Below are 12,392 nucleotides of genomic sequence, written 5' to 3'. Positions count from 1 at the left end.
CCTGGTCCCACCGCGCCGTGCACAATGACCCGCATGCCCCTGCGCGTCTCGGTCCTCGTCCCGCCGGCGGCCGCCGGCTCGCGCAGCCTCCTGGCGAGCCTGGACCGGCAGACCCTCCCGGCCGCCGAGTTCGAGGTGCTGATCGGTGACGACGAGCGGGACCCGGACCTGACCGCGCGGCTGGACGACCTGGTCGCGCACCGCACCAACGTCGCCCGGGTACCGGTACCGGTGGGCGGCGACGTCGCGGCGACCCTCCTCGACCGCGCGAGCGGCGAGTACGTCGTCGCCGTCCCCGCCGACCGGGTGTTCACGCCCGACGCGCTGGCCCTGCTCTGCGACCGGGCGGACGCGACCGGAGCCGACGTGTGCCTCGGGCTCACCGGTCGCGCCGGGAGCCGTCCGGCGGGGCTGCCGAGCGACCCGGACCGGCTGGCCGGTCCCGCCGGGGGCCTGCGCCGTCGGCGGGCGACGACGGCCGCCCAGGTCGCCGACGACCTCGCCGGCGCCGACGCGACCGCCGACGGTGCCGCAGCGGTCGCCTCGACCCTGTGCTTCGTGGACGGCACGCCTCCCGACCGCCCCGCGCCGCCGGAGGCCGACCGCTCGGTCCGCGCCCGGGTCGTCCGGGCCACGTGGACCGACGGGGTCCTCGAGGTCGTCGCCAAGCTCACCGAGCCCTCCGACGACGTCCGGGCGAGCGTCTACTCCGACCGGACCGGCGTCGAGTGGCCGCTCACCGACGTCCAGGTCGACGGGGAGCGCGTCACGCTGCGGATCGATCCCTCGTCGGTGCCCGGCGTCGGAACGCTGCCGGACGGCACCTGGTGGCCCTCGCTGCGGATCGGCGGCCGGTCCCCCGTCCTGCTCGGCGGGCGGCCCCAGAAGGTCCACGGCGCGAGCGTGCGGGAGCGGACCGTCATCTCGTTCTCCGGGGCGCGCAAGCGCGTGGGCCTGGACGTCGGCGGGCACGCGCACCAGCCGATCCGGCGGTTGGACCCCTCGGTGACCTCCGTGGTCGAGGACTCGCGCGGCAGCCTGCTCACCAGCAGGTTGAAGAAGATCGACCTGGCGCCCGGCTCCCGGCCCACCGGGGAGCTGCGGCTCGGCCGGATGCCGGTGGTCGCGTGGCTGGAGCACGACGGCACCGGGCCCGTCCTCCGGGCGTGGGTCAGCGGGCTGGCCGGCGAGAGCAGCCTGTACACCCGCTTCGGGCACGCCCACTTCGCCCCCACCGGCACCCGCCTGGTCGTCGACGGCGTCGGCGCGATGACGGTCACGCGGACCGTGCGCCGCCCCGCTCCCGAGGCGGAGACGCCGGAGCCCTCCGCTGCCGCGCCGGAGCACCAGCCGGGTCGCGCCAGGCGCCTCGCCGGCCGCGTGCGCCGTTCCGTGCGGGGCTAGCCGACCGGGGCGTACGCCGAGCCCAGGTCGGCCGCGAGCTGCTCGCGCAGGCGCCGGTGGAAGTCCGGCCGGCCGGGCTGCTCGCGCTGCTCGCGCAGCACGTCCCAGAAGCCGGCGTCCAGGACGCGCGCCGGCGTCTGCACGCCGCCCCGGTCGAGCAGCTGCTGGGGCACGACCTGCGGGTCGGGGCGTCGGAAGTCGCGCACGATCTCGTCGTACCTGTCCCGCAGGATGGTGTTGGCCGGGTCGAGCCCGAGCACGAACATCAGCCCGGTCGGTTCGGTGTCGACGAGGATCGTGACCAGCTCGGGGCGGTAGCGGCGCAGCACCTCGATGATCGGGAAGACGTCACCGGTCCACGGGCCGGTGTGCCGTTCGCGCGCCGCCTCGGGCACGTTGCGCGGCAGCACGTCGTCGAAGATCACCACCGACCAGGGGTGGGCGTGCTCCTCGGTGTTGATGAAGTCGCGCAGGCCGAACTCGAAGAGGTGCATCCCGTCGATGAACGCCAGGTCGAAGGGCTGTCCCTCGGTCACGTCGAGGCAGTCGGGCCGGGTGAAGTACTCGTCACTGGTGGTCCGCTGCAGGTGCACCTCGCCCGACAGCTCGGCCTCGATGAGGAACGCCGGGTCGATGCCGACGGCGCGGCACTTCGCGAGCGCGAGGCTGTGGCCGAAGCGCACCCCGATCTCGAGGTAGTTGTCCGGCTGGTGCAGCGCGTGCACCCGGGACAAGAAGTCGAGGTACTGCATGGCGGTCAACCTAGCGCGCCCGCGGGCGGCAGCGGTCTGGGCCACCTCGACAGCGAAATGAGACTCCGTATCATCGCCGTGTGACGACCGTCACGTCCATCCGGACCGACAAGCTCGCGGCGACCCGCCAGCGGATCGCCGACGCGGCCGCGCGGCTGGCCAACGAGCACGGCGTGACGGCCACGACCGCCGACCAGATCGCCGCCGAGGCCGGGGTTGGGCGGGCCACCTTCTTCCGGCACTTCGACTCCAAGGAGCTCGCGGTGGCCACCGGGCTCGCGGACGCCGCGATCTTCGTGATCGTCGGCCTGCTGGCCGAGGTGCCACCGGAGGTGAGTCCGCTGGACGCCGTGCGCGCGGCGTACCGCCGTCTCGGCGCGGACTTCGACGCCAACCGCCAGGCCTTCCTCGACCAGGCCGAGCTGTGCCGCTCCTCCCCCGCGATGTTCGCGTGGACGCTGCACCTGTACGTCGACTGGGAGGCCGCCATCGCCGACGCGGTCCGGCCCCGGTTCGGCGTGCTCGGGCCGCACGACCCGCGCCCCCGGATGGTGGGCGCGATGGCGATGGCGGCCGTCCGGCTGGCCTGCGACGAGTGGCTCGTCGACCGCGGCCGCGGCGACCTGCCCGCCCTGGTCCAAGCACACCTGAACACCTTGCAGCTGCCGCCCGACACCCGAGGAGCACGATGACGACCACCGCGAGCACCGAGACCACCGGCCAGCGCCACGAGCGGCTGGTCGCCGCCGCGATCGATGCGGCCGGCTCCGACGACTTCGGTGCCGACAGCTGGCAGGAGGGCCTCGACCTCTACCTCGAGTCGCTCGCCGGGAGCGCCCAGCTCAACGAGATCGGCGTCGGCGTCGCCGAGGACGGGATCGTCACCGACCTCGCCAACCGGCTCCGGATCGAGGCCTGGCGCAAGGACCACCCCGACGTCGCGGCCCAGGAGGTCCGGCGGCCGATCATCATCGTCGGCCAGCCCCGCACCGGCACCACGATCCTGCACGACCTGATGGCCCAGGACCCCGCCAACCGGGCGCCGCTGAGCTGGGAGATGGAGCGGCCCGTCCCGGCGCCGCGGACCGCGACGTTCGAGACCGACCCCCGCATCGACGAGTGCCAGGCCGGCTTCGACCTGGTCGAGTCGTTCATCCCCGGCTTCGCCGCCTTCCACGAGCTCGGCGCGCGGCTCGCGCAGGAGGACGTGCGGATCTTCACCAGCGACTTCCGCTCGATGCAGCACACGCTGCAGTTCGAGGTGCCGGCGTACAACCACTGGTTGCTGCACGAGACCGACATGGCGCCGGCGTACGCCTGGCACCGGCGCTTCCTCCAGCACCTCCAGTCCGAGCACCACTCCGAGCGGTGGCTGCTCAAGTCGCCGGCGCACCTGTGGTCGCTGCCGGCGCTGCTCGCGGAGTACCCGGACGCGATCGTGATCCAGAACCACCGCGACCCGCTCAAGGTGATCGCCTCGATCAGCGCCCTCGGCGCGAGCCTGCGCGAGATGACCACCGACCACTTCGAGGTGACGCGGCTGGCCGCGCAGTACGGCGCCGACATCCCGGTCGGCCTGGACCGCGCGCTCGAGGCGCGTCGCGACGGGGTCTTCGGGCCCGGTCAGGTGGTCGACGTCCGCTACCAGGACATCCGGCACGACCTGATCGGCGCGGTGGCGCGGATCTACGACGAGATCGGCCTCGAGCTCACCGCTGAGGCCGAGAGCCGGATGCGCACCTTCCTGGCCGCCCATCCGGGCGACCAGGGCGGCAGCCTGAAGCGCTACTCGTTCGCCGAGACCGGCCTCGACCAGGGCGAGCTGCGCGAGCGGGTGCGTGAGTACCAGGAGTTCTTCGACGTGGAGTCGGAGGCGCTGGACTGACGGCCCGGTTGCCGTCGAGACGGCTAGCGCCGGTGGATCAGCGCCATCGCCTCGGCGCGGGTGCTGGCGTTCGAGCGCATGGTGCCGCGCACCGCCGAGGTGATCGTGCGTGCGCCGGCCTTCTTCACGCCCCGCATCGTCATGCAAAGGTGCTCGGCCTCGATCACCACGATGACGCCGCGGGCCTCGAGGATCTCCATCAGCGCGTCCGCGACCTGGGTCGTCAGCCGCTCCTGGACCTGCGGGCGCTTCGCGTAGACGTCGACCAACCGGGCCAGCTTGGAGAGCCCCGTGATCTTCCCGCTGGCGGCCGGGATGTAGCCGACGTGCGCGACGCCGGTGAACGGCACCAGGTGGTGCTCGCACATCGACCACAGCTCGATGTCGCGCACCAGGACCATCTCGTCGTGCCCGAGGTCGAAGGTCGTGGTCAGCACGTCCTCGGGCGCCATCCGCAGCCCGGCCGTGAGCTCGGCGTACGCCCGGGCGACCCGCGCAGGCGTGTCGTGCAGGCCCTCGCGGTCCGGGTCCTCGCCGATCGCGATCAGGAGCTCGCGCACGGCGGCCTCGGCGCGCGCGTGGTCGAACGCGGGGACGTCTTCCGGCGCCCGCTGGTCGGGGCGGATGGAGTCCGTCATCGGATCAGCGCGGCGGCTCGACGTCGGAGCCCTGGACGCCCGGCCCGCCGTGCACGTCGCCGCCGGAGCCCGGCGGGGTCAGGATCGCGCCCGAGCCCTCCTGCCCCGACCCGTTGCCGTTGGCGGCAGCGGCGGCGGCCGCGTTGGCGGCGGTCCGGTCCTTGATCCACTGCGGGATCTCGACCGGCGGGATCGTGGACGGCACCCGGCGTTCGGAGCCGGTCCACGCGGGACGCTCGGGGCGACGGCGCAGCGGCTCGAAGATCCGCGCGACCTGCTCCTTGTCGAGGGTCTCCTTGTCGAAGAGCTCGAGCACCAGCGTGTCGAGCACGTCGCGGTTCTCCTCGAGGATCTCGAAGGCCTCCTGGTGCGCGACGGCGAGGAACTTCTTGGTCTCGTCGTCGATCTTCGCCGCGACGTCCTCGGAGTAGTTGCGCTGGTGGCCCATGTCGCGACCCAGGAACGGCTCGGAGTTGTTGTCGCCGAGCTTGATCGCGCCGAGCGACTCGGTCATGCCGTACTGCGTGACCATCGCGCGGGCCAGGTTGGTGGCCTTCTCGATGTCGTTGCCGGCGCCCGTCGTCGGGTCGTGGAAGACCATCTCCTCGGCCGCGCGGCCGCCGAGCATGTAGGCCAGCGAGTCGAGCATCTGCGAGCGGGTCTGGGAGTACTTGTCCTCGTCGGGCAGCACCATCGTGTAGCCGAGCGCACGGCCGCGCGGGAGGATCGTGATCTTGTGCACCGGGTCGGTGCCGGGCAGCGCCGCCGCGACGAGGGCGTGGCCGCCCTCGTGGTAGGCCGTGATGAGCTTCTCCTTCTCGCTCATCAGGCGGGTACGCCGCTGCGGGCCGGCGATGACGCGGTCGATCGCCTCGTCCAGGGACGGGTTGGTGATCAGCTTCTGGTTGCCGCGGGCGGTGAGCAGCGCGGCCTCGTTGAGCACGTTGGCCAGGTCGGCGCCGGTGAAGCCCGGCGTACGACGCGCGACCGACAGCAGGTCGATGTCGGCCGACATCGGCTTGCCGCGCGAGTGCACCTTCAGGATCTGGTGGCGACCGGACAGGTCGGGGGCGTCGACCTGGATCTGGCGGTCGAAGCGGCCCGGACGCAGCAGCGCAGGGTCGAGCACGTCGGGACGGTTGGTGGCGGCGATCAGGATGACGCCGCCGCGCACGTCGAAGCCGTCCATCTCGACGAGCAGCTGGTTGAGGGTCTGCTCGCGCTCGTCGTGACCGCCGCCCATGCCGGCGCCACGGTGACGGCCGACGGCGTCGATCTCGTCGATGAAGACGATCGCCGGGGCGTTCTCCTTGGCCTGCTCGAAGAGGTCGCGGACGCGGGAGGCACCCACGCCGACGAACATCTCGACGAAGTCGGAGCCCGAGATCGAGTAGAACGGGACGCCCGCCTCGCCGGCGACGGCGCGCGCGAGCAGGGTCTTGCCGGTGCCCGGAGGCCCGTAGAGCAGCACGCCCTTGGGGATCTTGGCGCCGACGGCCTGGAACTTGGCGGGCTCCTGGAGGAACTCCTTGATCTCGCCGAGCTCCTCGATGGCCTCCTCGCAGCCGGCGACGTCGGTGAACGTCGTCTTCGGCATGTCCTTGGAGATCAGCTTGGCCTTGGACTTGGCGAACTGCATGACGCCGCGGCCGCCGCCGCCCTGGACCTGGTTCATCAGGAAGAGGAAGAGGAAGATGATGAGCGCGAAGGGCAGCAGCGTCGCGAGGATCGAGCCGAGCAGGCTCGGCTTCGGCACGTCGACGGTGTACTTCTCGATGTTGCCTGCGTCGACCTGGTCCTGGACGGCGTTGCGGATCGACTCCTGGGTGCCGGCGAGCCAGAACGAGTTGACCTTGTCGCCGTTGTCGAGGGTCGCCTTGATCTGCTGGTCACCGCCGTCGACGAAGGTGATCTCCTTGACCTCGCCGCTGGAGATGTAGCTCTCCATCTTGGACGACTCGACCTCGTTGTACCCGCCGCTGGGGGCGAGGTACTGCAGGGCGATGAGCACGGCCACCACCGCGAGGACGATCCACAGCCACGGACCCTTGAATATGCGCTTCACAGGCTTCTCTCGACACGAGCTCGCCGCCCGGCGGTCACGCGACCGCCCAGGCGCTCAACTGAACTGACGACGGTACACACCTTCGCCAATGTGCATTCTCTCAGGAATCGGCCGTTCGGGCGCATCGTCCTCAGGAGTAGACGTGCGGGGCCAGGGTGCCGATGTCCCGCAGGTTGCGGTAGCGCTCCTGGTAGTCGAGGCCGTAGCCGACCACGAACTCGTTGGGGATGTCCCAGCCGACGTACTTCACGTCGACCGGCATGGTGAGCGCCTCGGGCTTGCGCAGCAGGGTGCAGATCTGCACGCTCGCCGGGTCGCGGGACGCCAGGTTGGAGGTCAGCCACGACAGGGTGAGGCCGGTGTCGATGATCTCGTCGACGATCACTACGTGCCGGCCGGAGATGTCGGTGTCAAGGTCCTTGAGGATCCGGACGACGCCGCTGGACTTCGTGCCGGAGCCGTACGACGACACCGCCATCCAGTCCATCTCGAGGTGGCGGCTGAAGCTGCGGGCCAGGTCGGCCATCACCATCACGGCGCCGCGCAGGATGCCGACGATCAGCAGGTCCTGGCCCTCGTAGTCGGCCTGGATCTCGGCGGCGAGCTCGCGCAGCCGCCCCTGGATCTGCTCCTCGGTGAAGAGAACGTTGACCAAGTCGTCCGGCACGTCGGATGCGTCCATGGTCGAGAGCCTAGAGGACCGCTCAGCGACCGCTCCGGGTGACCTTGAACCTGACCACGACCGGCTTGGCCGAGGCCGCGACGGCGTCGTTGCCGGCGAAGGTGAAGGTGGCGGTGTGCCAGCCGAGGCCCTGGCGCGGCAGCGCGACGGCCACCCGCCCGCGGTCGGCTGCCCGGAAGGTCGCCGTACGGCCCGGACGCCGGTCGACGACGACCCGGACCGAGCCCAGCACCGGCCGGACCTCGGCAGCCGTGAGGCCCACCCGGACCAGCGGCGCCTGGCTCGGCCTGACGGTGGCGTCGGTCAGGCTCGCGGTCAGCCGGGCGGGCACCTTGGTCACCAGGGTGACGGCGGTGCTGCCGAGCTGCTCGATCTCCCGGTTGCCGACCGTCACCGGCCGGCTCCAGACGCTGCGGTAGCGCACCTTCCTGGGCGTGCCGGGTGCGCTGCTGAACCTGAGCTCGTAGGTCCCGGGCGTCAGCCCGTAGAGGCGGAACCAGCCGTGCTCCGGCCCACCCTCGGGGTCCTCGTAGGTCTGCCACGACGCGACCGGGTCGCCGCGGAGGTCGTCCACGTCGTACGCCTCGACGTCGATGCCGTCCAGGAACCGGCCGGCCCGGTTGACGACCGTGCCCTCGATCCAGGCGTGGCCGCGCTCGGGCCGCGTCGGCATCAGACGGTACGACGATCCCTGGTCGGCCGCGACCGCGAGCGTGCTCGCGTCGACCGAGTCGGGGACGGCGTGGGAGGCGACGCCGATCCCGAGCAGGACGGACAGGGCGGCGACGACGCTCCGGCGAGGCATGCCGGATCCATCGGCAGCGCCGGGCGCCAGTCGAGGAGTTGTCTAGGTGGCGACGCGGTCGATCCGGAGCCGGCCGTCGGCCCTCGAGCAGCGCAGGTGGCCGGGGAGGTCGATCCACCGCTGGCCGTGCCAGTCGGTGACCAGGGAGTCCATCGCCACGACGTGCTCGTGGAAGAGCTCCGACCCGGGCGCCCCCGCCGCCAGCGCCGCGAGCCGCAGCACCCGGCGCCGGACCGGCTCCGGCCGAGCCGCCAGCCCGGTCGCGGGCAGCGCGCCGTCGGGCTCGCGCAGCTCGGCGTACGCCGCGTCCGCGAGGTCGTCGAGCAGGTCCATGTCGGCGCGGAGCTGGTCGGCGGTGCGCGCCAGGGTGGCGGCGACCCCCGGCCCGAGCTGCTCCTCGAGCAGCGGCAGCACGGTGCGCCGCACCCGCACCCGGGTGTACGCCGGATCCGCGTTGTGGGGGTCGTCCCAGGTCTCCAGCCCCTCGACCAGGCACGCGGCGACGGTGTCGGCTCGGTCGACGTCGAGGAGCGGGCGGACGAACCGGTCGTAGGACCGGCGCATCCCGGCGAGCGACCTCCCACCCGAGCCACGGGTCAGGCCGAGGAGCACGGTCTCGGCCTGGTCGTCGCGGGTGTGGCCGAGCAGCACGGCCGCGGCGTCGAAGCGCTCGGCGACCTGCTCGAGGACGGCGTAGCGCGCCCGCCGGGCGGCGGCCTCCGGGCCCAGCCCGGCACCGTCCACGTGGACCCGGGCGCTCAGGGTCTCGTCGGCACCGAGGGCGGCCATCTGCGCGACGACCGCCGCCGCCCGCGCGTCGGAACCGTCCTGGAGCCCGTGGTCGACCGTCGCGCCGATCACGTGCTGGCCGCCCTTGCGGGCCTCGAAGACCGTGGCGGCCAGCAGCGCGGTCGAGTCGGGGCCGCCGGAGCAGGCGACCACGACGGTGCGGCCCGGGTCGACGTCCGCGAGCGCGCGGCGTACGCCGTGCCGGACGGCCGCGACCGCCGGGTGGAGGCTCACAGCACGCGCGAGATCCAGGCGTTCGGGTCGCCGATCTCGGCCTTCGTGGGGAGGTTCTCGGGGCACTCCCAGATGGCGTTGAACTCGGCCATCCCGGCCTTGTCGACGACGGCCCGCACGAAGATCGCTCCGTCGCGGTACTGCGCCATCTTGGCGTCCAGCCCGAGCAGCCGCCGCAGCGTGCGGTCGAGGACGCCGACGCCCTTGCGGCGCTTGGTGAACTTCTTGCGGATGTCCGCGACGCTGGGGATGACGCTCGGGCCGAGGCCGTCCATGACCACGTCGGCGTGCCCCTCGAGCAGCGACATGACGCCGGTGACCCGGTCGAGGATCTCCTTCTGCTCCGGCGTGCTGACGGCCTCGAGGAGGTTGCCGCCCCGGGCACCGCCCTTCAGCGCCTCGGTGATCCGGCCGAGCCCCTCGTCGAGGAAGCCGGTGGGCTCGAGGCTGTCGGCGATGCTCTGCATCTCGCCCAGCAGGTGGCCGCCGAGCCACGGGGTCGCGGTGAACTGCACCCGGTGCGTCTCCTCGTGCAGGCACACCCAGAGCCGGAAGTCGTGGGGGTCGACCTCGAGCTCGCGCTCCACGTGGACGATGTTGGGCGCGACCAGCAGCAGCCGCCCGGACGGCTCGAAGAAGGGGTCGAACTGACCCAGCACCTTGCCGGCGAGGAAGCCCAGCAGCCCGCCGACCTCGGCGCCGGTGACCCGCGAGCCGACGGCGTGGGCGATCCGCGACGGCTGCTTGTCGCCCGTGAGCTTGGTGACGATCGGCGCGAGCACGGTGGCGAACCCGTCGGCGTTGGCCTGCACCCAGCCGGCCCGGTCGACCACGACGACGGGTGCGGTGTTGGCCGGGGCGTCCAGGCCGGTGAAGTCGCGGACCAGTCCGGTGGAGCGGTCGGCGCCGGCCCGCAGCTCCTCGACCACCTCGGCCGCCTCGCTCCAGGTGACGGTCGGGCCGTCGCCGGCCAGCCGCGAGCCGATCGACACGGCGAGGTCCCAGTCGACCATGCCCGAGCGGGGGTTCGTCATGCGCCGACCGTACCGCCGCGGTCCAACGCTCACGCCGCGCAGCGGCAGGCGGCGAGCGCGGAGGCGATGTCGTCGAGGGCGTCGCGCGCGTCGAGGGTGTCGAGCAGCGCGATGTCGTCGGCCAGCACCGCGAAGACCATCGGCGTGCCGGTGCGGTCGACCACGGTGCCCGCCAGGCCGCTCACGCCGGTGAGGGTGCCGGTCTTGGCCCGCACGCTGCCCCGCCCGGAGGCGTCGGCCGTGCCGTCGAACCGCTCCGAGAGCGAGCCGCTGAACGCCGCGACCGGCAGCCCCGTGAGGACGCTGCGCAGCTCCGGGTGCTCGGCCGCGCCGGCGACGTCGAGCAGCGCGGTCAGGGTCGCGGGAGCGAGCCGGTTGTCGCGGGACAGCCCGCTGCCGTCGTACGTCGTCGCGCCGGCGGTCGGAACCCCGAGCTCCCCGATCGTGGCGAGGACCGCGTCGGCGCCGTCGGTGAAGGTGGCGGGCGCGCCGGTCGCGATCGCGACGTGGCGGGCGAGCACCTCGGCCGCCTGGTTGTCGCTGACGAGCAGGGTGTGCTCGACGAGCTGCGACAGCGGCGGGCTGGTGACGCGGGCGAGCTCGGTCGCGGCCGGGTCCGCGGCGCGCGGCACGGGCACGCCGACCACGTCGATGCCGGCCTTGGCCAGGGCACCCGCGAAGACGGTCGCGGCGACCTGGGCGGGGTCGTCGACGGGGTCGCCCTCCGGCGACCAGCCCTCGTCGACCCACAGCGACTGGATCGGGGCGGCCACGTCGTCGGGGACGTACGACGCCGGCCAGTGCGGGCTGACGTCGGGCCCCGTGAACAGCGTGGCGTCGTACCCGAGCCGGACCCGCGTCGTGCCGCTCGCGCGCAGCTGCGCTGCGGTAGCGCGGGCGAGCGTGACGACGTCGGCGGGACGCGGGTAGTCGTCGCGGGCCGGCCGGGTCGACGAGAGGAGCGGGTCGCCGCCACCGACCAGCACGATGCCGCGCGGCCCGGCGGTGACGACGGTCGTGGCGAACGTGTGGTTGGCGCCCATGGTCTCGAGCGCGGCCGCGGAGGTCAGCAGCTTGAGGGTCGACGCGGGGATGGCGGCGTCCTTGCCGCGCTGCAGCAGCGACGTCCCGTCGCTGCCGGCGACCGTCGCGACGACGTGCGGCCCGAGGTCGCCGTCGCGGAGCAGGGGCGCGAGGGCCTGGCGTACCTTCGCGGGGTCGGCGGCACCCGTCGCCGCGGCTGCCACCGGGCTCGGCGTCGTCAGTGGCGGGAGCTCGAGGCCCGGGGGCGGGGCGACCTGCTCGGGGTCGTGGTCCGGGTCGGGCTGGTCGCGGTCGAGCCAGTACGCCGTACCACCGCCCGCGAGCAGGGCCAGGACGAGCACCACCGGGAGCCAGAACGCGAGCCGCGAGCCGTGGCGTGCGTCACGTCGGCCCACCTCGCACCCCTTCCGACTCCACGTTTGAGCACATTGTGCGCGAGACTGGACGCGGCCCGCCGCGCGGGCCCACCCTGACTGTGCGAGATGGCCTGACGATGTGCCCGAAGAATGGCGGAGGATGACGTGCTCGAGTTCGACGTGCTGGTGGAGATCCCGAAGGGCGAGCGCAACAAGTACGAGGTCGACCACGAGTCGGGCCGGATCCGCCTCGACCGCACCCTGTTCACCTCGACGGCGTACCCCGCCGACTACGGCTACATCGAGGACACCCTCGGCCAGGACGGCGACCCGCTCGACGCGCTGGTGATCCTCCAGCAGCCGACCTTCCCGGGCTGCCTGATCCGCTGCCGCGCGATCGGCATGTTCCGGATGACCGACGAGGCCGGCGGCGACGACAAGGTCCTCTGCGTCCCCGCCCAGGACCCGCGCCTGGAGCACCTGCGCGACATCTCGCACGTGTCGAAGTTCGACCGCCTCGAGATCCAGCACTTCTTCGAGGTCTACAAGGACCTCGAGCCCGGCAAGTCCGTCGAGGGCGCCGAGTGGGTCGGCCGCACCGAGGCCGAGGCCGAGGTGCACGCCTCCTTCGAGCGGTTCAAGACCGACGGTCACTGACCTCTTCGCCGACCCGGCGCTGGTTTTCACACGACCCGGCGCTGGTT

At 72.8% G+C, this 12,392-nt stretch carries 12 protein-coding genes; 4 read left to right on the top strand and 8 right to left on the bottom strand.

Going from position 1 to position 12,392, the window contains the following annotated elements:
* Positions 1 to 33: 33 nt before the first annotated feature.
* The gene (locus ACFPYL_RS03730) at positions 34 to 1,404 is read left to right on the top strand and encodes a glycosyltransferase (protein ID WP_379150468.1); all 1,371 of its coding nucleotides are present in this window, start codon (positions 34 to 36) and stop codon (positions 1,402 to 1,404) included.
* On the opposite strand, the gene ACFPYL_RS03725 is transcribed toward ACFPYL_RS03730, so the two are convergent.
* Entirely contained in the window at positions 1,401 to 2,156 is a 756-nt protein-coding gene (locus ACFPYL_RS03725; protein WP_379150466.1) for a class I SAM-dependent methyltransferase, read from the bottom strand. The two genes, ACFPYL_RS03730 and ACFPYL_RS03725, sit on opposite strands and share 4 nt — an antisense overlap.
* A gap of 80 nt (positions 2,157 to 2,236) precedes the next feature.
* Between ACFPYL_RS03725 and ACFPYL_RS03720 the strand changes: the two genes are divergently transcribed.
* Together ACFPYL_RS03720 and ACFPYL_RS03715 are read left to right on the top strand one after the other, a co-directional pair.
* Positions 2,237 to 2,848, top strand: a complete 612-nt coding sequence (locus ACFPYL_RS03720; protein ID WP_379150464.1) for a TetR/AcrR family transcriptional regulator — start codon at positions 2,237 to 2,239, stop codon at positions 2,846 to 2,848.
* Complete coding sequence (locus tag ACFPYL_RS03715) at positions 2,845 to 4,041, top strand: sulfotransferase family protein (protein WP_379150462.1); 1,197 nt, start codon at positions 2,845 to 2,847, stop codon at positions 4,039 to 4,041. Before ACFPYL_RS03720 ends, ACFPYL_RS03715 begins: the two co-directional genes overlap by 4 nt.
* A 23-nt stretch (positions 4,042 to 4,064) precedes the next feature.
* Here ACFPYL_RS03715 and folE read toward each other — a convergent pair whose 3' ends face one another.
* From folE to dacB, 7 genes are all read right to left on the bottom strand, one after another.
* Positions 4,065 to 4,679 (bottom strand): GTP cyclohydrolase I FolE, encoded by a 615-nt coding sequence (gene folE, locus ACFPYL_RS03710; RefSeq protein WP_379150460.1) that lies wholly within the window; start codon positions 4,677 to 4,679, stop codon positions 4,065 to 4,067.
* 4 nt (positions 4,680 to 4,683) lie between these two features.
* The gene (ftsH, locus tag ACFPYL_RS03705; RefSeq protein WP_379150458.1) at positions 4,684 to 6,744 is read right to left on the bottom strand and encodes an ATP-dependent zinc metalloprotease FtsH; all 2,061 of its coding nucleotides are present in this window, start codon (positions 6,742 to 6,744) and stop codon (positions 4,684 to 4,686) included.
* A gap of 130 nt (positions 6,745 to 6,874) precedes the next feature.
* On the bottom strand, positions 6,875 to 7,426 hold the full coding sequence (hpt, locus tag ACFPYL_RS03700) for a hypoxanthine phosphoribosyltransferase (protein ID WP_379150456.1): 552 nt from the start codon (positions 7,424 to 7,426) through the stop codon (positions 6,875 to 6,877).
* A 22-nt stretch (positions 7,427 to 7,448) separates the two neighbouring features.
* On the bottom strand, positions 7,449 to 8,231 hold the full coding sequence (locus ACFPYL_RS03695) for a hypothetical protein (protein WP_379150454.1): 783 nt from the start codon (positions 8,229 to 8,231) through the stop codon (positions 7,449 to 7,451).
* Positions 8,232 to 8,273: 42 nt separating this feature from the next.
* Positions 8,274 to 9,254 (bottom strand): tRNA lysidine(34) synthetase TilS, encoded by a 981-nt coding sequence (gene tilS, locus ACFPYL_RS03690; RefSeq protein ID WP_379150452.1) that lies wholly within the window; start codon positions 9,252 to 9,254, stop codon positions 8,274 to 8,276.
* Positions 9,251 to 10,288: a zinc-dependent metalloprotease gene (locus tag ACFPYL_RS03685; RefSeq protein ID WP_379150450.1), complete on the bottom strand. Its 1,038-nt coding sequence runs from the start codon at positions 10,286 to 10,288 to the stop codon at positions 9,251 to 9,253. Before ACFPYL_RS03685 ends, tilS begins: the two co-directional genes overlap by 4 nt.
* A gap of 29 nt (positions 10,289 to 10,317) precedes the next feature.
* Positions 10,318 to 11,727 (bottom strand): D-alanyl-D-alanine carboxypeptidase/D-alanyl-D-alanine endopeptidase, encoded by a 1,410-nt coding sequence (dacB, locus tag ACFPYL_RS03680; protein WP_379150448.1) that lies wholly within the window; start codon positions 11,725 to 11,727, stop codon positions 10,318 to 10,320.
* A gap of 111 nt (positions 11,728 to 11,838) precedes the next feature.
* Here dacB and ACFPYL_RS03675 point away from each other — a divergent pair, with 111 nt between their 5' ends.
* Positions 11,839 to 12,345 carry an inorganic diphosphatase gene (locus ACFPYL_RS03675; RefSeq protein WP_379150446.1) on the top strand — a complete coding sequence of 169 codons (507 nt, stop codon included), beginning with the start codon at positions 11,839 to 11,841 and terminating at the stop codon, positions 12,343 to 12,345.
* Positions 12,346 to 12,392: the final 47 nt, after the last annotated feature.

The sequence above is a fragment of the Nocardioides hankookensis genome (genome assembly GCF_042658885.1).
Classification (GTDB): Bacteria; Actinomycetota; Actinomycetes; order Propionibacteriales; family Nocardioidaceae; genus Nocardioides; species Nocardioides hankookensis.
This window is presented reverse-complemented; position numbering and strand designations above follow the sequence as displayed.